This is a genomic window from Gilliamella sp. Pas-s27 (genome assembly GCF_009795865.1).
Classification (GTDB): domain Bacteria; phylum Pseudomonadota; class Gammaproteobacteria; order Enterobacterales; family Orbaceae; genus Gilliamella.
Genome location: NZ_WTEW01000019.1, coordinates 1 through 22,103 on the forward strand (window position 1 = coordinate 1; position 22,103 = coordinate 22,103).

Below are 22,103 nucleotides of genomic sequence, written 5' to 3' on the forward strand. Positions count from 1 at the left end.
AATGGTAGGACGACTGACCATAAAGCGTTCAGCCAAATCTGTAACTGTTATTTTTTCTTTATGATATAAGCACCCTATCTCTTGTTTGTGATAAGGTGTTAATTTTGTTTTTTTATGTATATTCGTTACAGTCGTTTCTTAAACACTGTAAACAACGCAAGGAATTCCTACACTTAATCAAATACCCCCCCAAATTTAACTATTTTATTACACAATTTTTTAAAAATTGACAAAACTAAAGTTTTAAAAATAGTTCTCTGCTTTTAAAAGGTTTTGTGCCAACATAAGGTTTCAACGCCATTCGGGTAAAACGCTTAGCGGCTTTTAGTGTATCTTCATTATTAAATTGACGTTTTCCTAAAGCCAGAACTTGTTCACCAGTAAAACTAGTACTATTTTGTAATAAACTACTCATAAAACCTTTTTCAAATTGATATTGATAATGCATAGATTCAAAAACATCATCACCAGTAACATAACAATGAAAAAAATCAACATGATAGCCTAAGTTTTCTAACAATGATAATTCAAATGCACGCAATACATTTTCTGCAGGTATTTGTTGAGCTAATTGCTGTAAACTTTTTAAATAGTCATCAAAAAGAGTAGGAATTTCAGTTTCCGCAACTAAAACTCGATGTAATAACTCATTTAAATAAAATGCACTATATAAGAAAATAGAAACCAACGGCAACGCAAGAGATATAGCTTCAACTTTCCTCAACGTTTTGATGTTTCCTTGCCCTGAATATTGAACAATTAATGGCGTAAAAGGTTGCAGTATCCCTTTCAATGAAGAACTTTTACGTCTAGCACCTTTTGCCAAAACAGTGACTTTACCTATATTTTCAACAAACAGATCGGCTAATAAACTACTTTCTGTATAAGAACGAGTATGTAGTATAAATGCTCTTTGCCAATTTTCCATTCATAATGCCTTTTAATTACATCACGTTTTTTTATTAATAATTGTATTTGACCAAAATTTAAATCATTCTATGAAATTTTCACCTGAAATTTACCAAAAGATCCGATATAATCAATGCAAACAATAGGATTATAGGATAAATAAAAGACAAGCTATGGAACTTTTTTCAATAATTTTACTTCTAGTATTAATTGTATCACTTTCTGGTGTCGTTGTTAAAATGCTACCAATTCAAATTCCACTGCCTCTGATGCAGATATTATTAGGTTGCATATTGGCTGCATTTAACGTTTATGTGGAATTTGATCCTAAATTATTTCTTGTTTTATTTATTCCTCCTTTACTTTTTGCTGATGGACGCAAAACATCGGTAAAGGACTTCATCTATAATGGTAGAGAAATTGTTGGACTAGCTCTAGTATTAGTTGTTATCTCCATTATTGCATTAGGTTATATTCTTCATTGGATATTGCCAAAAGTTGAATTAGCAGCAGGATTAGCTCTAGCGGCTGTACTATCTCCAACTGATGCCGTAGCATTAAGTGGTATTGTCGGTAAAGGTCGTATTGAAAAAGAAAAGATGGAAATCATTGAAGGAGAGGCTTTAATGAACGATGCTTCTGGCCTTGTTTCATTAAATTTTGCCATTGCAATCGCAGCTGGATTATTGCAGTTTGATCTATTACAAATTAGTGTTACATTTTTTGTTGTTGCGATTGGTGGTTTAGCGATTGGTGTTATATTTACTTGGTTATATGCTCGTATCTTACGTAAAATAAATCAATTGACCCACAATGATCCTGCAATTCAAATTGTACTATTATTCCTACTTCCTTTCGCAGCTTATATTATTGCAGAAGAATGTCATTGCTCAGGTATTTTAGCTGCAGTAAGTGCAGGTATGACCGTAAATCATTCTGGTATGATGCGAAATGCACCATTAACTACACGTTTACAATCAGATAGCACTTGGTCAATGTTAACTTTTGTGTTTAATGGATTTGTCTTTGTCTTATTAGGTATTCAGTTACCAAAAATTTTGAGTAATACCTTTACCGAAAACCAAACCGATACATCAATTGAAGTATGGCAATTATGTTTAATTGTTATATTTGTTTTTGCAGTATTAATGGGAACACGCTTTGCTTGGTTATGGGCGATGAAACATATGCCGACAATGCCATTTGGAACAAAACGACCTCTTGCATTTAGATCATATTCCAATCGAGATCTACTTATTTCAACATTTGCTGGGGTTCGAGGTGCTATTACTTTAGCTGGTGTATTATCTATTCCAATGACAATTGCCGGTCGATATCAACTTGTTTTTATTGCAACAGGAATCATTTTAATTTCGTTAATTGTAGCGGTAATCGTCTTACCTATTTTATTACGAGGTAGTGTTATTTTAGATAACTCAGAACAAGATAATGAAATTTTGACAGTGAAAGGTCATATGGCCGAAGAGGCAATTATTAGCCTAGAAAAAATGCAAAATAATTTACTCCAAGAAACAGCTGAAGACAGAATGGATCAAGAAATTATTCATGAAGTTGGATCACGTGTTATTGGCTCATTACGACGTAGAACGGGACTTAAAGATTTAGAACAGAAAGCACTTGAGGCAGAAAATTTAGAAAGACGTATGCGTTTAGTCGCTATAGGAGCAGAACGAACAGCCCTTTTACAAATGAAAGTTCGTAATGAAGTTAGTGAAGAGGTTTTTGAGCATTTAAATACTGACTTAGATATTTATGAAAAAATGATTTCTGGAGATGTATAAATGATAGAAAATCATCAGTTTCTAGGAAAGATACATTCAGCATTTGTGAATAAAGCCCCACAAGCATTGGGGCTTACTTTACGTTGTATTCCATTTAACTTAAAAAAACAGGTTATTGAGCAATTATTACAATTACAATTTAAACATTCTCTAGAAGATGGCGATCTTGATTTTTTAGAAAACCGTTGGCTTAAAATAGCAGTTACCGATCTAGGACTTATCTGGTTTGTTAGCCTAATCAACAATAAATTAGTTGTGAGTCGAGAAGAAATTCCCGATGTGAGTTTTATTGGTAATGCTAATGATTTAATTATGATAGCAACCAGACGACAAGATCCTGATACCCTATTTTTTCAACGTCGCTTAATTGTTGAAGGAGATACTGAATTAGGTCTTTACGTTAAAAATCTAATGGATTCAATTGAATTAGATAACATGCCTAAATTTTTAAGACTAACGCTTGAAAAGCTTGCAAACATCATTGAAAGCGCACCTACCAATTAATTTAAAAAGATCTTCTCTGATTTAACATTTAGATAAGATCTTATCGGTACTATATCTGTAATAAAAAATCTAATATAGTAAAATAATTACGAGCAAAGAAGCACAATGAAAAATACCCAAGAACAGCCAAGTTTTTACTTTCATGATTATGAAACATCTAATGTATGACTTTGTTTATTATTGGTTTTAATTTCAAGTGTAATTAAATCTGTACTCAAATATGTACTCACATTTTACATACGCCAAACGCCCGCCGATTACGAAATAGAACTATCGGGCGAGTGCTACATTATCAACAGCGACGACGAGCACAATTTTGTGCTCTATCAAACGCTGAAATCACAATATGATATCGCCGATTTTGTGATGCTAGCAGACGCTGTTGAGTATTGTAAGTTGAAGATTGATTGTGTTATCTTGAGCTTATAACTGGTTTACCTTTTTTGTTTGCGACTATCTCGTAGCCAGCTGCTTGTTTCTCCAACAAATTTTTATATTCAGATTGTGTTATTTCAATAGCATCATCTGGGATATTAGTATGTATAACGTCAAAATAAAATCCCATGGTTGATTTACTAAAATATATTTTCATATTAATGTCCTATTATTTCGTAATGAACAGTGAGTGACGCACCGAGTACTGGCGTAGTAATAGCAACTGTAAATCTTGATGGGCTTCCGCTTAAATTTGCAGATGCAAACGTGCCGAACATGACTGATTGAAGGTTCATCGTTCCGCACGCCATTGTAACATTCACAGAGTCCGAGTTGTGTGGAAAGGCAATGGGTAATAGTATTTGATGATAGTTTGTATAATATTTCGTGCCGCTGACTACGATTGAATTGTAATCGCCGACCGCAGGTAATTGAACTGTACCCCACTGCCGTATCAATCCACTAGGCATTATTTCAAAACCAGGGTTGCCGAGCTTCGTGTTAAAATCACTTTTAGATAGCGCGCCAACATCTGATGCACTTAACGATATATCTCCATGTAATTGTTTTCCATTTATTTTCTGAGTTTTCTGAGCTGCATTATTCGTAGCGTGCCATTTTGCTTGTCCTGCTAAGTCGTACGCATATTTAACAGCTAATGATGTCGCCGCTTCGGTCTCTGATGTGCTGTTAGTTGATGAACTAAGTTTTACTCTGCCCTTTTTTGACGTAGTTGCATCAATATTCGCATCCCATTTTGCTTGTCCTGCTAAGTCGTACGCATATTTAACAGCTAATGATGTCGCTGCTTCGGTTTCTGATGTGCTGTTTGTTGCTGAGTTAAGCTTTACGCTACCTTTGCTGACAAATTCTTTAATAGCCGTAGCAAGTTGATCGTGCTTTGATTTATCAAGTTTAATGCCTGCTGACTCAATCGCATTAGCAATTTCTTCCTGAATGGCATCACAATAAAGATAATCTAATTGCGTTGCTGGTGTGCCTGTTTGAGGGTTGCCTCTTGTAAAACCATTTTTACCTTGACCAAACTTATCTCTTTGGGCAGTAGATGTGTCAATTCTATGCATTGATTGCTCCGTATTTAAAAATTACATAGGTATGTGATGGGCATAATTTTTCAATTATGCATTCGATTTGCTTATCCCCCCACTTTCTCAAATGCGAATCGCACCCGTCGTTACAGGTCATTTCTGTTATTTGATAATTGTGAGGTATGTTTACAATCCAATAAAAACGCCACTCTTCATCATATAAATAGTCTTGGCATGTTGATTCACAGGTAAAAACATCATTGTTATAGTTTGTAATCGTGGCATCTAAATAGCCGTTGGCTTTTAAAACTTGTAGAAAGAATTCTTTACTTATGCCACCGCTCAAATTTATCTTAGAGTCTAAACGGTTACGCCGAGTAGTTAGTGTTTGAACCTCAGATGGGTAACAACTATCGGGTAATCCGCAAATTTGCTCATATCTATCTATGAGTTCTGTCGTCGTTTTGGGATTGATTTCTTGCATTAAATCATCTAATCGAATATGCGTTTTTGATAGTGTTAATGCTAGTGATAAAAGGATTGGTTCTGATTTATCCCACGCAGGACCGTAGGGCAATAAGTGCCCTACCATGCTTTGGTATTGTTTTTCTAAATCCATTCAATACTCCCGAAGACCGCTACCTGATTTTTTTCTACAAAAATATCTTTATCGGGGTAAACTAATTCATGGGCATACTCGCCGAATGAAGAGCTAATCACTTCACTAATGCGTGATCTAAATAGTGTTGATTGTGGTTTCCCCTCCCGTAACAAAAATTCTTTTAATTCGGCTTCTATTTGATAACGAATTTCTGGGTTATCAGGTGTGACCATAATTTTAAAATTAACGGGTTTGGGTATCGGTGAAAAAACAATTAGCATAGAGCCAGCAACGGGGGCTAATGGCTCAATATGTTTTTTGACATTTTGAATTGTGGTATTATCTAAAACGGGATTAACGGGATCACTATTTGCAACCATCACGCCAACACTCCCCGCTCCAGCCCAATGACGATAACACCAAGCCCGTGTAACGCCGTGAACCTCTTTAGCCCACTGTACATAATCTTGATCGGCCCCGCTTTGTGGTGTGTAATACCATCTATCAATAACTCGTTTTCTAAAAGATTCTAAATCCTCAATATCAGAACCTGACTCAATAGAATCAGCAAAACAAGTTGATGATAGACCAGTAACAGGAGTAATCAGTGACATACTGGTACCGTCATCACAATTCCCTTTTTTACCTATCTCGTCACATACTACAGGTACTCTTAGAACATTATTTGCGGATGTTGTCGTTTGGGTAACTGTATACATGCGCTGATCAACTTGACGCCTGACTTTTTGGTCTTTATTGATAACAATGCCATCAGCAACTTCATCAAATCGAATATAACCAACCGCAGGCGTAGGTTGTTTTCTATAGCAACGTTTCATATTTCCATGTCGAGTTAACCACTCTTCATCGGCCTGATCAGGTAAAATATTTTTGGCCATATTTTCAATGTAGCCCAATAACACATGCGTGGCCCCCGCTATAACTCGTCCGTATACTTCTGGTTCATTACGGCGTAATGAAATTAATTCATCATCAACAGCTAGGCGCGCATACAAATCATTGCGTATAGTTGTGATTAAATCCGGTAATGTTGGTCTTGAAAATCCACTAGACATTAATATCACTCCATAAGTTGTCAAACCTAAATTCTTCATTGCTACCATCTTTTTTGTAAATATTGATAGTAGCAACTAAAACGGTTAAATCTGTTCGCTTTACTGAAACATCTATTCGAGAAGCTATCCCGTCATCAATCATCCATTGCACAGCCTCTTTTATATAAATTTTTGCAAAGTTCGCTGTTTGATTGGTTAATTTTGAGCGAGCCAATAAATAAAGGCGTGACCCAATTTTGTCATTTGCTATACTAGGGTAAGAATCACCCCACCAACCGTAAGGGTGCTCTGAATCATCACTGGCGTTTTTTCGTCGCCATGTGAATAGCGAAATTATTAAAGCTCGATAAAGTGGCTTTGTATGTGATGACATTGAAATCAATCTGTCATTAACTTTTATAAGCATTATTAAACTCACATAATAAGGAATAAAAATGAAAAAATTATCTTTGTTAGCTTTGATTCTATTAGCAGGTGCTGCAAACGCAGAGCAAAAAGAATTACCATTGACCGCTAAACAGTTTGATAAAGGGATAAAAAAATACTTCAACACAATTCCACAATGTGCAGAAATGAAAGTAGATGAGTTGCGTTTAATAAATGATGGTGCAAACGGTTATCAAGAATTTAATCTAGGTAACGTTACGTTTACTGTCATATTAAAAATTAACGAAAAAGATAAATTAACCAACATACAAATAACATCTACTGGCAATGCAAAAAATGAACAAGCACGACAAGGTATGTTGTGTTCAACATATTCTGTAATGAGGATGTTACAGCCTAAACTGGCATCCAAAGACGATGCTTTAAAACAAGCGGGACATCTGTGGGTATTAGCAAAAGATGCGCCTTTTGAAATGACGTACTATCTTGACAGAATAAAGGCGCAATTTGTCCCCTTTGAATTAAACGTCTATACAAACTAACCCATTTTTTGATTTGGATTGCGTGTTACCGTGTTTGTTTCGTTATGTGTATGACCATTATAAACGGTTCTGATATCTGAAATAGTGCTAGTTTTATCCTCTATTTCCCCAGAAGATTTTAATGATGGTGTATTAAATTGTGTTACCGATGATGCGTTAACTGTTAAGCTTTTTGTATTTAACTCTATTGCATCATCAGCACTCACAATAAATCGCTTAGTTTTTACATTGATTTCATTATTGCGATTAAAAATAATGTAATCACCTTCATCTGTATAAACAGCAACTTCACCTTTTTTAAGCGACTTAATACGATAGCGACGATCGCCCGCTACCAGAACAACTCCATGCGACTTATCGCCGTCTAAGAATAGCGCCACTGCTTCTGCGCCATCCAATGGTCTTGATGTGAACCCGTATGGCTCGATATGCTCGACATCACTTTTTTGTTCACCGCCCGACATTTTGATTTGCAACGTCTGGCATTTGCTTGCGCTATTACTGAATGTGATATAGCCACGAGATACAAGGTTCATTATTTTATTTAAAACTTTACGCATTAAAATACCTCGCCATCGGCTTTCTTACCTTTTTTCTTCTTGGTTTTCTTCTTATCAGGCAAATAGGCTTCAACGGGACCTACTTTTAATTCACATAACGTTCCGCGACTGCTTAAGCTGTATTTAACTTCGGCAATAACCAGCTTTTCATTATCGTAACCCAGTAGCGGATCATCAACGACAACCATTTGATTCGGTTTCCATAATGTTCCGTCGCCTTGTCGCCAACCTTGAACCGTGTATGTAACTTCTCTGGTTTTGCTTGCTCTCAGCACTTTTTCCATTTCACAGCGTTCTTGGCAAGTACCGTTATTCGAATCGCCAGACTGTTTAATGATTAGAGGGCGGTATCTTAAGATCCCTTCATCTTTAGATGTGGATCTAACTGATGCTAGTGTTGCTTCACCAAAGTTTTCATCATCACCGACGCCTTGCCCTGAGACAAAATAATCGGAATACCGTTCTTTGATACTCTTTTCAGTATCCGCAGACAAAATATTAGCCCCTAAAACCAAAGCTGTGTTTGCCTCATCTGAACCAATATCACCAATTATTACTTGCCCTTGCTCATCATCAAACACAACAATTTGTTGCATGCCCATTATTTTACTAATGACATCAAAAACGGTATCCCCCTGATCCGCTTGAATACTAACGGAACCTGCATCACTGCCTTGATTAATAACATTCAGTTTGAATGGTTTAACCAAATCTTGAATAACTTGAATAGTTGAACTACCGCTATATTGTTTGGGTACCGCACTACAATCAACACAATCAGCCGTTTTACTTCTACCGACAATGCCCATTGATAGCGACCCTGCATCGTACCGAATCGGCAACGCTTCAATGTAACCCGTTAAAACTACATCATCATCGATATACACTTCAACTAAATCACCATTTTTAACATCAATTTTTGTTTCTGAATCCTCGCCTGAGGATGGCCATTGTCGAGTAATGGTGACATTAAAATCACGGGCTAGCCGTTCAATACCAGCCGAAATACTCACATCAGTCCACCCCCCGAAGTACTTACGGTTAACTTTCAAAAAAACTTTATTTTGATTCATGGTTTTGGTACTCGCAGCTCTTTAACGGGAATAAAACCAGGATGAAGAATATTGTTGCGAATCGATATATCCTCACAACGTGTAGCATTGTTATAAAGATAGTGAGCTAAAACCAAATCGGGCAATACCTCATTAGGAATATAGACAATTGTTTTTTCTATTTTGATTAAGCGTGCATTGATATCTTGGTTAACCGCAGCCTTTAATTTTACTAGCGCAATGTATAAACCATCATGCTCGGTTCGTGACAATTCTTTATCAAAGGATTCATTAATGGATTCTTTGATATCCAGTAAATCATCAAATGAAATTGTGTTACTTTTTTCAACTGTTGATGATGTTGATACGGGAGTGTTTGTTATGTTAGCTGTTGAATGATGAGTTGGTAACGTATGATCTTGGTCAAAAGAATGCTCTTTTTTACCTTTTGTTGATTCTAATGCCACAGGAGCAAAAGCTTGTTTTCTTTTATCTTCAACCTGTTTCGGTAGTGACGCAATTATTCGTGATGCTTCTGTTAGAGCGGTTACTCGAATAGCAGTATTAATTAAGTTTTGATTTTTCTTTCTTTTTTTAGTTGATTTGCTATCGGTTGACCAAATAGCACCGGGTAAAATGCTTTTTATGAATGATATACCGTTAAACACCTTTACTCTTGCTATCAACCCATTTATAGAATTGGAAAATTTTGTTGCACTCTTCCAAACATTTTTGATTGAATTAATAATGGCTGAACCACCCGCACCGAGAATTGGCGACAGGTCACCATTTAGGATTTTAACCGCATCATTAACATATGGAGTTATCGCATTATAAGCATCTGCGATATCATTTAAAATTGACATGGTGTCATCAAGAATGCTGTGCTGTACAAAATCAGGCGCATCAATTAAGTCAAAATCTTCAAACGCATCTAATAGCGCTTGATCTACATTATCTGCATTTTCATCAACTACATCATCAGTCGCTACCGACGAATCAGGGAATATTAACTCACCTGCTTCGACAAATGAAAATGAAATAACACTCATTCGACCGTTTTCAACGGAGTTGCTGACAGTTGCTGTACCCACAATATTGACATTAAGTTCGCCAAGAATAGGATGTATTAATGTTCCTGCTCCCTCTTCTTCAATTGCCTCTACCAGTTTTTCAGCTTGTTCTTTGTGATCATCACCAACCACAAAGGCGTCAATTTTATTTTTACGTGCTGAACGCCCCAGATCTTCGGTATAGGGTACATCTCTAAACGGGTATTCATGTGTCTGATTCCGCCGCCCGAATTCGGATGATGTACCGCTAACTTGAAACGGTACACCGCGAAAACTAGCTGGAAGCAAATTGTTTAACCAGCTTAAGTTGATAAAGTCCATAAAGCCCATTAATTTCTCCCAAAGTTAGCATACGGATTCCATCCCACATCGGCTTTAGTGTTAAAACCCGATGCCTGTTTTGTCTCTTTTACTACTGTGCCATTCGGTGCATTCTCAAACTTAACAACAAGCTCGCCTTTACTGTTGCGATTTACATTATTATTTGAAAAGTTGTTTAGTGGCATTTGTGGTGCTTGATAATAAGGATAGGTAACCATTGGTTTCGCCATTTCTTTCGGTAAATTTGCCGTATCAATCTTAACTTTTACTTCCTTTTCATCATCACCGAAAATATAGTCCCACGCATCTAGTAGCGGTTGGATGCCTGACTTAACGTTATCCCACAAGTTTTTAAAGAAATTCTGGACACTTTCCCACGTTTTTGGAATAGCTTCCCCAGCATTTTTAAATGGTTCGATAAATACATTAATTATCGGCATTACATAAGGCTTGATAAACTCCCAGATACCATTAAAGAATTTACCTACAACTTCCCATGATTTTACAATCCCTTCACCGCCTGCTTTAAAACCTGCTATAAAGAAGTTAATGATAGGCATGACAAAGGGTTTGATAAATTCCCATAATCCACTAAAGAACTTACTAACAGCACCCCAAGCATTAACAATAAAAGAAGCTCCAACTTTGAACCCTTCAATAAAGAAATTGATTATTGGCATAACGTAAGGCTTAATAACACCCCACAACCACTGAAAGAACTTAACTATATCATCCCAATATGTGATGATTAATGTAGCTGCTATAGCAATACCGGTCATGATAAGACCGATTGGGTTCATAGCCATCACAGCGCTTAAAGCTATTGACGCTATACGCACAACTTTAAACGCATTTGATAAAGCTATTTGTGCAAATGTAAATAGTTTTGTTGCAACAGTAACGCCTTTCAATACCCCGTTGAAAAGGGTGATCCCCGTTGATAACGCACCAACAATAATATTCACCCCCGCACACGCAACACGAAGACCAATTAACCCTGCAACCGCCATTGCAACCATCTTCACTAGTTCAGGGTTTTCTTGGATAAAATGTCCGAATGAAACAACTAGCGGCTGCATTTGATTTAATAACTCAGTAAATGCAGGTAACAGCGCATCACCAATTGATAAACTAATATTGGTTAGCGCATTGTTAAATGATTGTAATTTGCCTGCAGTTGTGTTTGAACGGGATTCATATTCATTCTGCATTGACCCAGCATACTGAGATGCGTCACCAACCTGATCAAAGTTCTTTTTTAATAACTCCATATTGTTGAGTAATGGCGATATTGCGGCAACACTTTCTTTTCCAAATAATACAGTTAATGCAGCAGTACGCCTGTCCTCCGATACGTTACCTAGCGATTCAAGTACCGACATGATCGTCCCTTCGGCGTCTTTCTGCATCCCTTTCGCTATTTGAGTTGATGTGAAGCCTAACTGTTGCAAGGCCTTTTGTTGTTTCGCTGTCGCTGCTTTTCCTGATGTTAGCGTCAGCATAAAGTTTTTAATACCTGTAGCCGCTTGATCGGTATTGGTACCCGTTGCAATAATTGTTGAACTTAATGCCGCTAATTTATCAGCACTAACCCCTGATTGTGCGGCAAGCGTACCCATTCGTGTAACTACATCTGAAATTTCCTTTGCTTTCGCATTCTGGCTATTCCCTAATAAGTTAATCTTATCAGATAATTCAACTACTTCACTTTGAGTCAGTTTTAAAGCAGTTCGCCATGTTGACATTGTACTGCCTGCTTCTTCGGCCGATGTGTCAAACGCAATACCCATTTTTACGGCATCTTCGGCAAATTGTAGCAAATCATCCTTTGGGATATTTGCCTGACCACCCTCAGCAACGATAGAGGCGATATCTTTAGCCGCCATTGGTAAGCGTAATGACATTTCACGAATATCTTGACCCATTTGTTTAAATTGTTCAGGCGTATCAAAGTCAACGACTTTCCTAATGTCAGCCATTTTTTCTTCATACGCCATCGCATCTTTCACCCCTTTAACAAACGGCGCAGAAATAGCCAAACCTGTTACAGCATCTTTTAAACCAAGTTTGCCAAAGCCTGATTTGTTCATGCTTTTTTGGAACTTTTCAAGTTTGCCTTTCATGGTATTTAATTGAGGTGACAGTTTATCAACACATGTCACCACTGCTTTTAAGTTAAAGCCTGCCATTTATGATTCCTTGCTATTTTCTATGCGATTTGCTTGTTCACATAATTCAAAAACTTCGGATAGTGAACGTTCTTCTATGATATAAAAAGGGGAAAGTTGCCAGTACTTGGCGAGGTCAAAACAAAGGTTTACAAGATATTCGATTGTAATTATTCCGCTGTCGGTTGCTCCTCCGCTGTATTCTCCACCTTCTCCTTTGGGCCGAAGAACATCATAATTTCACCCGTAATCATTAAAAAATCATAAGGTGTAAGTTGCTCAACGGAGCTTGGCGTAACGTTACCTAGCGCAACAATGTAATCGGCCACTTTTTTAGGGTCACCAATCATTTGGCTATCAAATGGAAAACCTAATTTTTTGATATCTTTAACGGTAGGCTCTTTTAATTCAAGTACATGTAACTCATTGCCGTGTGCCATAATCGGCTGTGATAATTTAATTTCTTTCATTATTGATAAAATCCTTCTTCACCGTGAAATTCGATTTCTGCTGTACCTTCTTCGGCATTGTGATTAACTTCACCTTCAACCCAAGCATTAGATAAAACGTAAACCTTACCGTTGGCAAGTTCTGCTGTAACTGTCATTGAATCGCTAGACATTAACTTGTCGATTGGAAAATCACTCGGTACTTTAAAAGTCCCTTTAATGTACGGAGCTCGGAACGTTTCTTTGTAATGAACGCTATTATCTAACCCCAAAATACTTTCCTTAACGTTAGTATTCATTGGGACTTCAATACCACCCGTCAATGATAACTGGATAGAATCAACTTTAATGTAAGTTGTTCCTGCAATACGTCGTTGTGTCATTAGTTTTTCTCCTCTGGATATTGCAATCTAAACTGTGCTAACACAGCAAAAACGCGTAGTTGATTAACGAGATCGGGTGGGAATAGCACATCCAATCGATTTGGGTCGTTCACATTTCGTTCAACAATTAAGTTCTTCTTGAACACATCAAAATTTTCAACTAAGCCTAGTAATTCTAATTGACGATAAGTGGCATTAATTTCCGCCTTAGCTACTGCGGGTGTGATAATTGCTTGTCCAGCACCAAATCGTGTACCGTCGTTAGCCAGTTTATGACGTGGGTATTTCGATGTGATCACGCTACGTAATTTACGTAATACATATGCAAGTGTATGAAGTGTTTCACTATCAAGATAGCTATTATCCGCAATGCCGTAACTGTTACGTTGATATGTGGTGATATCTCGCTGAATTAATAATTTACCACTAGAAACATATGCTGTCGCAATGCCGTGGCTTAATAATGATTGTTGTTCTGTAAGCGTGAATTGGTGACTATCGGATGCTGGCAATGCACCATTTAATAATCCAGTTTGTGTTGGGCGAGCCGGATCATTACGAATAAATACAGCATTACGAGCAGTTCGCATCGCAACTAATTCATCAATACCCGTTTGGATAGTTTTTTCATAGCCTGCTACGGTAATATGTTGATAATTTAATTTATCACCAAATTCGACAAGCTCAGATAAATCACCTTTTTTAGCGGTATAAGCGTGTCCATATAATTGGCGCGCATAGCTCCATCTACCCGTAGTATCATCCATTTCATGATTAAATGTTGCCAAAGATGATAAGTCATTAAATGGGAATGCGATAAAATCAAGTAGTTTATCACCCATGGCGGCAATAACTGGCGTTAAATCTGGAGTGCCGGTTCCACCGTTCATTTGCGTGATAACAATATTTAAACCGTCTGGGGTTTCTTCTCCACCGATTGTGCCATAGTAGTTAAAGCACAAAGGAATGTCATTGCCACTCAACCCTTTGTTTTTAGCTGTTAGCGTTATTGTGCTATTCGTCACGGTTGCGGTAACAGGTAAATCAAGATGAGTATTAATCGCATTATGTAATCCGTTAGCTATGCTTTCTGCAGTATCAGAGACGGTTACTCGTGATTGAATTTTACTGTTGCCGATATAGAGACTTAATGTGCCTGTTTCTTCTGCTATACCTGATATTTGGATAGTACCAGACGCATTCGAGCCTGCTGTGGGTTCATCTACAGCGATGACAAAAAGCTCACCAAAATTATCAATATTGCGATAGGCTTCAACCATTCTAGATAATTGACTCCCTCGTCCTGCGAGTTTTTTAGCGTGATCTGCTGTTGGTATAATAATGAGCTTATTACGCTCAATTGGACTTTCAGCCAATGGATACGCAATGATTAATGAAGCACCACTATCTTGAATTGTATTGGCCGCTGATGAATCCACTTCCGCATAGAATAGCGGCACTTTTATATTGCTAGGAATGTTGTTAAAACTAATTGTCATTTTTAGCTACCTTTTTTTCTTGTTTTACTTTGATGTTTGTGACTTCTTCAACATCATTATTTGTTAGTCGTCTAGCCCAGTATTGGTTAAACTCAACATTACGACCGTCTGCTGGTAAATAATCCCCGCTATTGGGGTCATATACCTGCTTGCCACTCACTGGTCTAATTATCATTATTGCCCTCATAGATATTATTGTGTTCAAAATTAACGGTTACCTTTGAATCCTGTTCATTAACAGTCCCTGCTAAAGTATCAAAGTCGCCGATGTTTAGCGGGTTATACTGCGGAGGTTCAGTAATATCAGGTTTGTTTGGATCGGGTTGCCAATCAGGATCAGGAATTGGGTTATCAATAGCATTTAAATCAAAATATTGTCGAGTATCCTCAAACCCAACTTCCCGCACTGCGCTAAAATTAAATTGATAAAAAATTCTCCCTCGATCTAAATCAAGTAAATCACCACCATCATATTGAATAGGATAATGCGCTGGTGAAGGTTCATAACCCAGCAATGCTCGCCAAAGTTCGGTTTTTATATTTTCAACAATGTCGTATGCTTCGTGTTGCCCTCGCTCATCAAGCGGCTTTAATACAACAATAACCCCAAACCCCTCAGTCACATTTTGCCAATAGTCAGTTTGTGACTTGTTATCTTCCGCTCTATCATCAAGCGGAACCACATAAGCGGCTGGCAATTTCAAGAATGCCGTATCTTTGATAGCTGAAAATTCAGCAGCTCCCCCAACACGACCTTCAAAGCTAGGGCTAAAATGGCGCAATGTGTGGACGATATGTGATAATTTCATTGTTTAACCTGCTTCATTGAGTTGACTAGCTCTTTAGCTAGCGTGTATTTACTCCATGATGATTCTTTATTTAACGCATCAATCATAAAGTTTTTACGCGGTGCCATGCGCCAAGGCGTTCCGCCTGAGGCTCCTTTTTTATGGCTTTTCCCTCGTTTTGCATTACGCCTAACGCCATAAAATAAAAATGCTGGATAATACGGACCCATTAGCTTTTCCATATTGTTTCCGCCTTTAACATTTGGCATCACAATAACCATGAGTCCTGGTCGCCGTGATGTTGGTCTTGGGACTTTATAACCGATAGAGCGGCTCAACTTACCACTTCGATATCCCGGATATTCGCCACTTTTGGAAACCTGTTTTTTACTAACTAATGCGCGTGATGTTGCTTGAATTTTTCTACCGATTTTGACGAAGGTTTTACGCACTTTTTTTCGGTCAAGCTCAGCCACTTCGGTTAATTTAAAATCAACATGAACGTTGTAATCATTCATTTAGTGCAAACTCCTCACATTCAAGTAAAAGATATTTTTTTAACTGATCTAACCAACGACATCGTTTAATTCGATAAACTGAACCGTTCCAAACCATTTCATAATCAACAGATATTGGCATCCCGTCGTTGGCAATTATTTCGAAATAATGAGTGATTACATTCTCGGTCTGAATTGAATTAAAATAGGTTGCAGAGTTCGGTTGTGTGACTTTAGCCCATTTGTAAAAACCTTTTGAGTATTCAGGATCTACATCACTAAAACCAACAGGAATATCAAACCTTCGGCGAATCAGTATTTTTTGATTTCGTTTGCCTGCCGCTCTAATCATATTGGTATATACCTGTAAGAGTTTAATAAGGCATTGAAGCCAAGAGGAATAGAATATAACTGTTCGTTAGCAACATCTTCACGTTGTTGATACCAATACCCCACAGCCAACAAAATTGCAATTTTTACATCTGGTTCAACTAACATGGCTGATGGACATGCGTCAGCCGGTATTTCATCCTCATAAAATATACGGTTGGTGTAGTTCTGTGCTCTACTAATTGCGGCCTTTAAATATATATTTAATAAATTGTCTTCATCATCATTATCAATTCGACATTGGTTTTTGATTTCATCTAGCGTTGGAAATTTATAAGTTATGGTAGACATAAAAACCTCTAAGCCCTTTATTTAATAAAGGGCCTTGTCATTTTAATTAAGATTTTGCTGAACGTGATTGAACTGCTGGCATAGTTAACACTTTAATAGCATTGCTATCATTCAACATAGAGCCAACACGTTTGGTTGTATAGAATCCAACAAATGGCTTCTTAGTGTATGGGTCTCGTAACATACGAATACCAATGCGATCAAAGATATAAAAGCCACGTTTGAAGTTACCAAATGCGATTGGTGCTTTGCCTGAGCTGTCGCCGATATCAGGCATTTGCTCATTTTCAGCGACAGCAAAACCCGATAATAATGATGGTTGGCCAACTTGTAAGCCCGGTTGCCAGATGTAATTACCGTTAGAATCTTTTAGTAAACGAACCGCTAACAATGATTGATTGTTCATCATAAATTTAGCACCTGAACGATAGACCTTACGCAGTGTGTAAGTTAACTTTACAATATCATCAGTTGTTAAATTCGCCGCACCTGCTACAACGTTTTGTAATTTACCCCAATCGCGATCTTTATCTGCTTGCGCTGTAGTTTCGTAAGCTAAAAACCCTTTAGGTTTTTTATTGCCGTCACCGAGTGTAAATGCCTCTTCTTCTTTTTCTGCAAACTCTTGAGAAAGCTCATTCACAATAAAAGATTCAACATTAAAAAAGGCATCATCAAGCATGGTTTGCGTGGCGTAAGGATTACCGTAAATTTCCCCCCAAACAGGAGAAATAACACCGAGTTTTGGTGTTCCTGTTTCTGTTCGTTCATCGGTTTCACCGACCCAACCGCTAGCGATTCCACCTTTGTTGGTTAGCTTTTTCCAATCAGGTGTGCCAACCGTCATTACCGTACATTCTTGACGCATCACAACTTCATCACGCAATGCGGCTAAAATATCAGTATTTAGTTCTTCTGGTACTGCAAAGCCACCGTCAGCATCCGTACCAGTTTGCATTGCTTTTCGTTCCAGTTCGGCTAATCCTTGTTCGTCACCTTTGCGGATGAACATGGCAAACGCTTCTTTATGTGCTGAGGCTTGTTTGTTACCGCCTGCAGGGCGTTTAACTTCTTTTAATTCGTTTTCTAGCGCAGTTTTTATATTATCTAATTCTGATAATTTTGCGTTCTGAGATTCTACTTTCCCTGCCAATGCTGCTTTTTCTTGTTCAATTGCATCTAGTCGTTTGTTATTAGTTGCTTTGAATTGTTCAAATTGATTTTTAATTTCTTGCGCGACAAGTTCAACATCTTTTTGATCTACTGCCATAATATATAAGCTCCTAGTTAAAAATAGATTTTAAAATATTTAATGCGTTTTCTTCGCTATTACTAACGTCTCGCTGTTTTAGTGAAGAGTATCCCTCAGACATGAACGCCTTTGCCTGAGTTCTGGAGAGTCCAACGTCACGCAGTACTCTTTCTATTTCTTTCGGTGGCGGTATATCACCACTTTCGAAAATACTTTTTACGTTATCAATCCTTGCTTCATCGTTGGCTGGGAACGTGACAACGGAAACCTCCCAAAGGTCAATATCCTTTAAAATGAATGCGGATTTTTCCTTGTCATAATCATAATCGTTTAATATGTAGCCTATTGATAACCCAGATAATGATTTTGCCTTCATATGAGCATGTGCTCGTTTTGCGAGTGGGTCATCATCAATTAATAATTGCCCTTCAAGGTATAGCCCGTTATCATCCTCGACCATTTTTGTGTAATAGCCGATAGGTTCGTCCATCTTGTGTTGCCAAAGGAGTGCTGGTAAGCGTCCTTTTTCTTTCCACTTATTAAGCGAATTCGTAAAAGCACCTTTAATCACAATATCTGAATAGCTGTCTTTTACGCCGAACACCGAGCCGTAGCCCGTAAACGCACCCGTATCACTGATTGACTTAATTTCAAAGGGTATATCAAGTCTCTTTTTGTTTAGCATTTTTGTTATTATCCTGTGGTTTAGTAGTCATATTCATTGGGGTTAGATAGATGTCACCACCCTCTCTTGGGTTACGCTCTTCCAAATCTCGGCACTCATTCGGTGACAAAATCCCCCAGTTAATACCCGTGGCGTACGATTCATAACGTGATTTCATATCGCCACGCAATAACGCTCCAACATTAAACTTGGCATAAAATTGCCCTCGCTTTTCTTTATTAACCAGACCAACATTTATGCGCTGTTCAATGCGTGTTAAGTATGGTACTAATGAGTAGTTAACAAACCCCATGCCGAGGTTTTCAATATTATTGAATGTCGCCCTATCGGTGTTTTGCACCATGTGCATCGGCACTCGGAATATTCGGCATATTTCCTCTAATTGAAATTTACGTGTTTCTAGGAATTGGGCGTCTTCGGCGGACATACTGATGTTATTCCACTTAAGCCCCATTTCTAGGATCATCGGCTTATGTGCATTTGATAAGCCCTGATGACGTTCTTGAAAATTATCCTTTAATCGCTTGTACGCTTCATCAGTTAACACTTGGTCAGTTTGTAATACACCACTTGATACCGCACCATTACTGAACAGTCTGGAGCCGTGTTCTTCCGTTGCTAAACCTAGCCCTATAGCGTGCCGAGCATAACTAATCGGGCTTAATCCGACTAAGGAATCCATGGAGAAAGTACGAACATGCCAAATTTCCTCTTGGGATAAAACATCACAAGAGCCGTCAGGGAATGTGACTTGATAAACAGGCTCCCATTTCTCATTAAGCTTGGGCTGTACGCTACCAGGTAAAAGCGGGAGTAGCTCAACGACCTCACCGAATACTTTAACTTTGTAAGCGTAAAAGTTACCCCGCAAACAAAGGCAACCGATTAGATACTCCCAAAACTCCTGCGGTGTCATATAGTTATTTGGTGCAACGTACAAAAGCGAGTACAGTTTTTCTTTAGGCGCTTTCTTTCGCCCGTTATCGGTCGCTTGATATAAAAAACAGGGTAACATACCAACGGATTCAGTTAATACCCGAACACAACCGAACACCGCCGTTAACTGCATAGCTAGGGCTGGGCTAACTCTGCGACCCGCGTAAGTATCTAGTGAAAAGCCGATGTAATCGGATACCTCTTGAGAGGTGGTAACGCCCTGCGATTTACGTTTAAATAAATTAAAAATATTCATTATAAGGACCGTATTCCTACGTTTAATATGTGGTCGGATAGGTTATTTGTTTGTTCATACGTTGCATCAGCACACCCTCTAGCCATAGCTAGGGATACAACGCCATCAATTCGCCCTGAGCTTTTCTTCTTCGCAAAGACTTTATTTTCCTTGTTATCAGATTCAAGCACAGCGCTAGCCGCATTCCATCGCAAGCATGGATTAAATTTAATCGTGATATTGTTTTCCGTGATATCTTTTTCTAATAGTTCAATGGAGTGAGGCATCCACAAACCGCTTTCTTGAGACTTAAAAAAACCTTGTCCGTGCGGGGTCATTTCAATATCAATCGATTCATTATCAAGCGACTTTTGAAAGTATTTGATTCTGTATGGATCGAACGCCAATCTAATAATGTTAAACTTTGCTTTTAGCTCACCGAGGCGCTTTGCAACATAATCGTAGTCAACAACACGTCCGGGAGTCGCAAATAAATGACCTTGCTTTACCCATACATCATAAGGAACGTGGTCGGACTTTGACCTGTCTAATAACGTTTCTTGCGGTGTCCAAAACTCGGTAAATGCTGTTTTATACTTAGGGAAGTAGAGGGAGAGAGCCGTTAAATCGCGAGTACCAGATAAATCCAACCCACCGTAACACTCCTCTCCAACAAATTCTTCTATATTAAAATCTTGCTCGTTAGCCATCCAAATGTCAGCAGCAAGCCACGGGTTATCCGCCTCTACCCATTGACAAAAATTAAGGCGTCTGACAATAGATTCTTTGGCTGGCATCCCTTTTGCTTGTGTGACTTGTTCGCGTAAATACTTATGTGTAAATGTGTGACCTAGTGACGGATTGGCTTTTGGCCAGCAAGATTCATCAGTAAGCGGATCGTCCCCTTCATCCAATGAGCAAATAAAAGAAAAAAAGGCGTCATCAGTTAATGTTTGTTCCGCTACTTTTCGACCGTACTCATGATACTCATAGCAAACGCTTGTTTTGTTATGTCCCGAGTTAGTTATCATTAATATAATGGCTTGGGTACGCCCTTTTGTACCCGCTCTCATCATCTCAACAACTTCATTCGATTTGTGTTCATGTATTTCGTCAATTAATACGCAATGAGGTCGTGGACCCGATTGTCCGTTATCTGATGATATTGGGCGGAAAAAAGCACCTTTTTGTAAGTAAGCTAAATTCCAAACATTTTGCCCCATGCCTGATTTTCTTATTCGCTCGGATAACGCTGGGGACTGATCAACCATAGCAACAGCATCACGAAATAATATCATTGCTTGGTCTTTCTTTGTTGCCGCTGCGTAGACTTCTGCTCTCGGCTCGTTATCTGCCATTAAACAATAAAGCCCTATCCCTGCGGCTAACGGCGATTTACCGGAACCTTTACCTGATTCAATATAGACCATGCGAAAGCGGCGATAACCGTCTAATGTTTTCCAACCAAATATTGAGCCGACAATAAAACATTGCCACGGTAGTAATACGAAAGGCTTCCCTTCGTGCTCACCGCCATTTAGCTTAAGTACTTTCTCAAAGAATGCAGTAGCACGATCAGCAGATTCGATATCCCATATTAACCCTTTTTCTTTTGCATTTTTTAAATCATCTAAATGTCTTTTACATGAGTTTCGGATATCAGGACCGGCTAAGATTTTTCCTGATGTCACATCAATGGCGTATTGAGTCGCTTTATCAACCAAAGAATTGGTCGAGTTCGTTTGCTTCCTCTTTGCCATTTACTTTCACCTTTGATCTAGATGCTTGTGTCAAACCGTATTCAATCATCCAAGCACGTAATCGCCTATCAGCATCTGCGCGTTGAGCTACCGCAGGGTTAGACTTTAAAACTAACTCCCCTTGAGTGTTAACTACTTGCTGTACTTGACCGTGCTCTTCGATTACCTTGTCACATTCTAAAATTTCTATATAACATTTTGTTAAACGTTCAATTGCGATCCCGTCAACAACAGTCAATAAACCCATGTCATTGAGCATGTCACATAACCAAAGGTAGATATCTTTAGCTTGTTCGTTGAAGTGCTGAGGAATATCGGGATAGCCTTCTTTGGGTTTAGGCTCTTTACTATTTAACGGTCGTTTACCGGGATTGCCTGTCACCAATTTAAAAGGCGTTGGTGTTGGTCTGCGACCTGCCATAATTACTCCAAAAAAAAGGTTTCAATTCGCGGTTTTGC

Annotated in this window: 26 protein-coding genes; 3 read left to right on the top strand and 23 right to left on the bottom strand. The window is 38.3% G+C overall.

Going from position 1 to position 22,103, the window contains the following annotated elements; all coding sequences use genetic code 11:
• Positions 1–235: 235 nt before the first annotated feature.
• Positions 236–928: a DNA repair protein RecO gene (gene recO / locus GQ589_RS08260; RefSeq protein ID WP_160425523.1), complete on the bottom strand. Its 693-nt coding sequence runs from the start codon at positions 926–928 to the stop codon at positions 236–238.
• A 154-nt stretch (positions 929–1,082) separates the two neighbouring features.
• On the opposite strand from recO, the gene GQ589_RS08265 reads away from it, so the two are divergent.
• Together GQ589_RS08265 and GQ589_RS08270 are read left to right on the top strand one after the other, a co-directional pair.
• The gene (locus GQ589_RS08265; protein ID WP_160399873.1) at positions 1,083–2,711 is read left to right on the top strand and encodes a Na+/H+ antiporter; all 1,629 of its coding nucleotides are present in this window, start codon (positions 1,083–1,085) and stop codon (positions 2,709–2,711) included.
• On the top strand, positions 2,712–3,215 hold the full coding sequence (locus GQ589_RS08270) for an SCP2 domain-containing protein (RefSeq protein WP_160399872.1): 504 nt from the start codon (positions 2,712–2,714) through the stop codon (positions 3,213–3,215).
• A 412-nt stretch (positions 3,216–3,627) separates the two neighbouring features.
• Here the strand turns inward: GQ589_RS08270 and GQ589_RS08275 are convergent, their stop codons facing one another.
• The 5 genes from GQ589_RS08275 to GQ589_RS08295 are packed head-to-tail and all read right to left on the bottom strand — an operon-like array spanning position 3,628 to position 6,749.
• Complete coding sequence (locus GQ589_RS08275) at positions 3,628–3,807, bottom strand: hypothetical protein (RefSeq protein WP_160412747.1); 180 nt, start codon at positions 3,805–3,807, stop codon at positions 3,628–3,630.
• A gap of 1 nt (position 3,808) precedes the next feature.
• Positions 3,809–4,735, bottom strand: coding sequence for a phage tail protein (locus GQ589_RS08280; RefSeq protein WP_160425525.1), 927 nt, complete (start codon positions 4,733–4,735; stop codon positions 3,809–3,811).
• Entirely contained in the window at positions 4,728–5,318 is a 591-nt protein-coding gene (locus GQ589_RS08285; RefSeq protein WP_160425526.1) for a YmfQ family protein, read from the bottom strand. Before GQ589_RS08285 ends, GQ589_RS08280 begins: the two co-directional genes overlap by 8 nt.
• Positions 5,309–6,376 (bottom strand): baseplate J/gp47 family protein, encoded by a 1,068-nt coding sequence (locus tag GQ589_RS08290; protein WP_202115056.1) that lies wholly within the window; start codon positions 6,374–6,376, stop codon positions 5,309–5,311. Before GQ589_RS08290 ends, GQ589_RS08285 begins: the two co-directional genes overlap by 10 nt.
• Positions 6,369–6,749: a phage GP46 family protein gene (locus tag GQ589_RS08295; protein ID WP_202115057.1), complete on the bottom strand. Its 381-nt coding sequence runs from the start codon at positions 6,747–6,749 to the stop codon at positions 6,369–6,371. Before GQ589_RS08295 ends, GQ589_RS08290 begins: the two co-directional genes overlap by 8 nt.
• Positions 6,750–6,810: 61 nt before the next feature.
• On the opposite strand from GQ589_RS08295, the gene GQ589_RS08300 reads away from it, so the two are divergent.
• The gene (locus tag GQ589_RS08300) at positions 6,811–7,305 is read left to right on the top strand and encodes a hypothetical protein (RefSeq protein ID WP_160425533.1); all 495 of its coding nucleotides are present in this window, start codon (positions 6,811–6,813) and stop codon (positions 7,303–7,305) included.
• Here GQ589_RS08300 and GQ589_RS08305 read toward each other — a convergent pair.
• From GQ589_RS08305 to GQ589_RS08385, 17 genes are all read right to left on the bottom strand, one after another.
• Positions 7,302–7,865, bottom strand: a complete 564-nt coding sequence (locus GQ589_RS08305; protein WP_202115058.1) for a phage baseplate assembly protein V — start codon at positions 7,863–7,865, stop codon at positions 7,302–7,304. The two genes, GQ589_RS08300 and GQ589_RS08305, sit on opposite strands and share 4 nt — an antisense overlap.
• Positions 7,865–8,938, bottom strand: a complete 1,074-nt coding sequence (locus GQ589_RS08310; RefSeq protein WP_065590939.1) for a phage baseplate assembly protein — start codon at positions 8,936–8,938, stop codon at positions 7,865–7,867. Before GQ589_RS08310 ends, GQ589_RS08305 begins: the two co-directional genes overlap by 1 nt.
• Entirely contained in the window at positions 8,935–10,320 is a 1,386-nt protein-coding gene (locus tag GQ589_RS08315; RefSeq protein WP_160425534.1) for a DNA circularization protein, read from the bottom strand. The genes GQ589_RS08310 and GQ589_RS08315 overlap by 4 nt, the downstream gene beginning before the upstream one ends.
• Positions 10,320–12,500: a phage tail tape measure protein gene (locus GQ589_RS08320; RefSeq protein WP_160425536.1), complete on the bottom strand. Its 2,181-nt coding sequence runs from the start codon at positions 12,498–12,500 to the stop codon at positions 10,320–10,322. Before GQ589_RS08320 ends, GQ589_RS08315 begins: the two co-directional genes overlap by 1 nt.
• Positions 12,501–12,649: 149 nt before the next feature.
• Positions 12,650–12,949 carry a phage tail assembly protein gene (locus GQ589_RS08325; RefSeq protein WP_065590937.1) on the bottom strand — a complete coding sequence of 100 codons (300 nt, stop codon included), beginning with the start codon at positions 12,947–12,949 and terminating at the stop codon, positions 12,650–12,652.
• On the bottom strand, positions 12,949–13,311 hold the full coding sequence (locus tag GQ589_RS08330) for a phage tail tube protein (RefSeq protein WP_091123698.1): 363 nt from the start codon (positions 13,309–13,311) through the stop codon (positions 12,949–12,951). Before GQ589_RS08330 ends, GQ589_RS08325 begins: the two co-directional genes overlap by 1 nt.
• Positions 13,311–14,810, bottom strand: coding sequence for a phage tail sheath subtilisin-like domain-containing protein (locus GQ589_RS08335; protein ID WP_160425538.1), 1,500 nt, complete (start codon positions 14,808–14,810; stop codon positions 13,311–13,313). Before GQ589_RS08335 ends, GQ589_RS08330 begins: the two co-directional genes overlap by 1 nt.
• On the bottom strand, positions 14,800–14,985 hold the full coding sequence (locus GQ589_RS08340) for a DUF2635 domain-containing protein (protein ID WP_160425540.1): 186 nt from the start codon (positions 14,983–14,985) through the stop codon (positions 14,800–14,802). The genes GQ589_RS08335 and GQ589_RS08340 overlap by 11 nt, the downstream gene beginning before the upstream one ends.
• Positions 14,975–15,619: a hypothetical protein gene (locus GQ589_RS08345; RefSeq protein WP_160425542.1), complete on the bottom strand. Its 645-nt coding sequence runs from the start codon at positions 15,617–15,619 to the stop codon at positions 14,975–14,977. The genes GQ589_RS08340 and GQ589_RS08345 overlap by 11 nt, the downstream gene beginning before the upstream one ends.
• Positions 15,616–16,116 (bottom strand): hypothetical protein, encoded by a 501-nt coding sequence (locus GQ589_RS08350; protein ID WP_160425543.1) that lies wholly within the window; start codon positions 16,114–16,116, stop codon positions 15,616–15,618. The genes GQ589_RS08345 and GQ589_RS08350 overlap by 4 nt, the downstream gene beginning before the upstream one ends.
• Complete coding sequence (locus tag GQ589_RS08355; RefSeq protein WP_160425545.1) at positions 16,109–16,447, bottom strand: head-tail adaptor protein; 339 nt, start codon at positions 16,445–16,447, stop codon at positions 16,109–16,111. Before GQ589_RS08355 ends, GQ589_RS08350 begins: the two co-directional genes overlap by 8 nt.
• Positions 16,444–16,776 (bottom strand): head-tail connector protein, encoded by a 333-nt coding sequence (locus tag GQ589_RS08360; protein WP_065590930.1) that lies wholly within the window; start codon positions 16,774–16,776, stop codon positions 16,444–16,446. The genes GQ589_RS08355 and GQ589_RS08360 overlap by 4 nt, the downstream gene beginning before the upstream one ends.
• 46 nt (positions 16,777–16,822) lie before the next feature.
• Entirely contained in the window at positions 16,823–18,046 is a 1,224-nt protein-coding gene (locus tag GQ589_RS08365; RefSeq protein WP_160425547.1) for a phage major capsid protein, read from the bottom strand.
• A 13-nt stretch (positions 18,047–18,059) separates the two neighbouring features.
• Positions 18,060–18,713 (bottom strand): HK97 family phage prohead protease, encoded by a 654-nt coding sequence (locus tag GQ589_RS08370; RefSeq protein ID WP_160425548.1) that lies wholly within the window; start codon positions 18,711–18,713, stop codon positions 18,060–18,062.
• Positions 18,691–19,905: a phage portal protein gene (locus GQ589_RS08375; protein WP_160425550.1), complete on the bottom strand. Its 1,215-nt coding sequence runs from the start codon at positions 19,903–19,905 to the stop codon at positions 18,691–18,693. Before GQ589_RS08375 ends, GQ589_RS08370 begins: the two co-directional genes overlap by 23 nt.
• Positions 19,905–21,644: a terminase large subunit gene (locus GQ589_RS08380; protein ID WP_160425552.1), complete on the bottom strand. Its 1,740-nt coding sequence runs from the start codon at positions 21,642–21,644 to the stop codon at positions 19,905–19,907. The genes GQ589_RS08375 and GQ589_RS08380 overlap by 1 nt, the downstream gene beginning before the upstream one ends.
• A complete protein-coding gene (locus GQ589_RS08385; RefSeq protein WP_085248042.1) occupies positions 21,601–22,065 on the bottom strand; it encodes a phage terminase small subunit P27 family in 465 nt (154 codons plus the stop codon). The genes GQ589_RS08380 and GQ589_RS08385 overlap by 44 nt, the downstream gene beginning before the upstream one ends.
• Between the last annotated feature and the right edge of the window lie 38 nt (positions 22,066–22,103).

Excerpts from the sequence above, each read along its gene's own strand:
- recO (WP_160425523.1), bottom strand. The coding sequence starts at position 928 with ATGGAAAATTGGCAAAGAGCATTTATACTACATACTCGTTCTTATACA.
- GQ589_RS08265 (WP_160399873.1), top strand. The coding sequence starts at position 1,083 with ATGGAACTTTTTTCAATAATTTTACTTCTAGTATTAATTGTATCACTT.
- GQ589_RS08270 (WP_160399872.1), top strand. The coding sequence starts at position 2,712 with ATGATAGAAAATCATCAGTTTCTAGGAAAGATACATTCAGCATTTGTG.
- GQ589_RS08275 (WP_160412747.1), bottom strand. The coding sequence starts at position 3,807 with ATGAAAATATATTTTAGTAAATCAACCATGGGATTTTATTTTGACGTT.
- GQ589_RS08280 (WP_160425525.1), bottom strand. The coding sequence starts at position 4,735 with ATGCATAGAATTGACACATCTACTGCCCAAAGAGATAAGTTTGGTCAA.
- GQ589_RS08285 (WP_160425526.1), bottom strand. The coding sequence starts at position 5,318 with ATGGATTTAGAAAAACAATACCAAAGCATGGTAGGGCACTTATTGCCC.
- GQ589_RS08290 (WP_202115056.1), bottom strand. The coding sequence starts at position 6,376 with ATGTCTAGTGGATTTTCAAGACCAACATTACCGGATTTAATCACAACT.
- GQ589_RS08295 (WP_202115057.1), bottom strand. The coding sequence starts at position 6,749 with ATGTCATCACATACAAAGCCACTTTATCGAGCTTTAATAATTTCGCTA.
- GQ589_RS08300 (WP_160425533.1), top strand. The coding sequence starts at position 6,811 with ATGAAAAAATTATCTTTGTTAGCTTTGATTCTATTAGCAGGTGCTGCA.
- GQ589_RS08305 (WP_202115058.1), bottom strand. The coding sequence starts at position 7,865 with ATGCGTAAAGTTTTAAATAAAATAATGAACCTTGTATCTCGTGGCTAT.
- GQ589_RS08310 (WP_065590939.1), bottom strand. The coding sequence starts at position 8,938 with ATGAATCAAAATAAAGTTTTTTTGAAAGTTAACCGTAAGTACTTCGGG.
- GQ589_RS08315 (WP_160425534.1), bottom strand. The coding sequence starts at position 10,320 with ATGGGCTTTATGGACTTTATCAACTTAAGCTGGTTAAACAATTTGCTT.
- GQ589_RS08320 (WP_160425536.1), bottom strand. The coding sequence starts at position 12,500 with ATGGCAGGCTTTAACTTAAAAGCAGTGGTGACATGTGTTGATAAACTG.
- GQ589_RS08325 (WP_065590937.1), bottom strand. The coding sequence starts at position 12,949 with ATGAAAGAAATTAAATTATCACAGCCGATTATGGCACACGGCAATGAG.
- GQ589_RS08330 (WP_091123698.1), bottom strand. The coding sequence starts at position 13,311 with ATGACACAACGACGTATTGCAGGAACAACTTACATTAAAGTTGATTCT.
- GQ589_RS08335 (WP_160425538.1), bottom strand. The coding sequence starts at position 14,810 with ATGACAATTAGTTTTAACAACATTCCTAGCAATATAAAAGTGCCGCTA.
- GQ589_RS08340 (WP_160425540.1), bottom strand. The coding sequence starts at position 14,985 with ATGATAATTAGACCAGTGAGTGGCAAGCAGGTATATGACCCCAATAGC.
- GQ589_RS08345 (WP_160425542.1), bottom strand. The coding sequence starts at position 15,619 with ATGAAATTATCACATATCGTCCACACATTGCGCCATTTTAGCCCTAGC.
- GQ589_RS08350 (WP_160425543.1), bottom strand. The coding sequence starts at position 16,116 with ATGAATGATTACAACGTTCATGTTGATTTTAAATTAACCGAAGTGGCT.
- GQ589_RS08355 (WP_160425545.1), bottom strand. The coding sequence starts at position 16,447 with ATGATTAGAGCGGCAGGCAAACGAAATCAAAAAATACTGATTCGCCGA.
- GQ589_RS08360 (WP_065590930.1), bottom strand. The coding sequence starts at position 16,776 with ATGTCTACCATAACTTATAAATTTCCAACGCTAGATGAAATCAAAAAC.
- GQ589_RS08365 (WP_160425547.1), bottom strand. The coding sequence starts at position 18,046 with ATGGCAGTAGATCAAAAAGATGTTGAACTTGTCGCGCAAGAAATTAAA.
- GQ589_RS08370 (WP_160425548.1), bottom strand. The coding sequence starts at position 18,713 with ATGCTAAACAAAAAGAGACTTGATATACCCTTTGAAATTAAGTCAATC.
- GQ589_RS08375 (WP_160425550.1), bottom strand. The coding sequence starts at position 19,905 with ATGAATATTTTTAATTTATTTAAACGTAAATCGCAGGGCGTTACCACC.
- GQ589_RS08380 (WP_160425552.1), bottom strand. The coding sequence starts at position 21,644 with ATGGCAAAGAGGAAGCAAACGAACTCGACCAATTCTTTGGTTGATAAA.
- GQ589_RS08385 (WP_085248042.1), bottom strand. The coding sequence starts at position 22,065 with ATGGCAGGTCGCAGACCAACACCAACGCCTTTTAAATTGGTGACAGGC.